Here is a 385-nt window from a genome sequence, read left to right on the forward strand (position 1 = left end):
CAACGTGACCCATCACGGTAACAACCGGTGCACGGGTCGTCTGATCACCGTCGTAGTTAACGGCTTCCGCGACATCCTGCTCAAGCTGGTTGTCTGCAATCAGCTTAGATACTTTGTGACCCATTTCTTCAACGACCAGAGTCGCAGTGTCCTGATCCAGAGGCTGGTTAATGGTTGCCATAACACCCATTTTCATCAGCTCTTTGATCACTTCACCGGCTTTCACAGACATCTTGGATGCCAGGTCACCAACCGTAATGGTTTCAGGCAGCTCAACTTCGCGAACCACTGGCGCAGTCGGTTTAGTAAACGCATGCTCGTTATTCGCATTACGATTACTGCTGCGACCTTTAGTCTTCAGCTTAGCTTTTGGTCGACGCTGATT

At 50.1% G+C, this 385-nt stretch carries 1 protein-coding gene; it reads right to left on the reverse strand.

The genetic code is table 11. The features are described 5' to 3' along the window. Positions 1 to 385 (reverse strand): translation initiation factor IF-2 N-terminal domain-containing protein (locus B2067_RS13995; protein WP_301388858.1); only part of this gene is annotated, 385 nt, incomplete at both ends.

It is taken from the genome of Thalassolituus sp. UBA2590, from assembly GCF_002339775.1.
In the GTDB taxonomy this organism is placed as follows: Bacteria; Pseudomonadota; Gammaproteobacteria; order Pseudomonadales; family Oceanobacteraceae; genus Thalassolituus.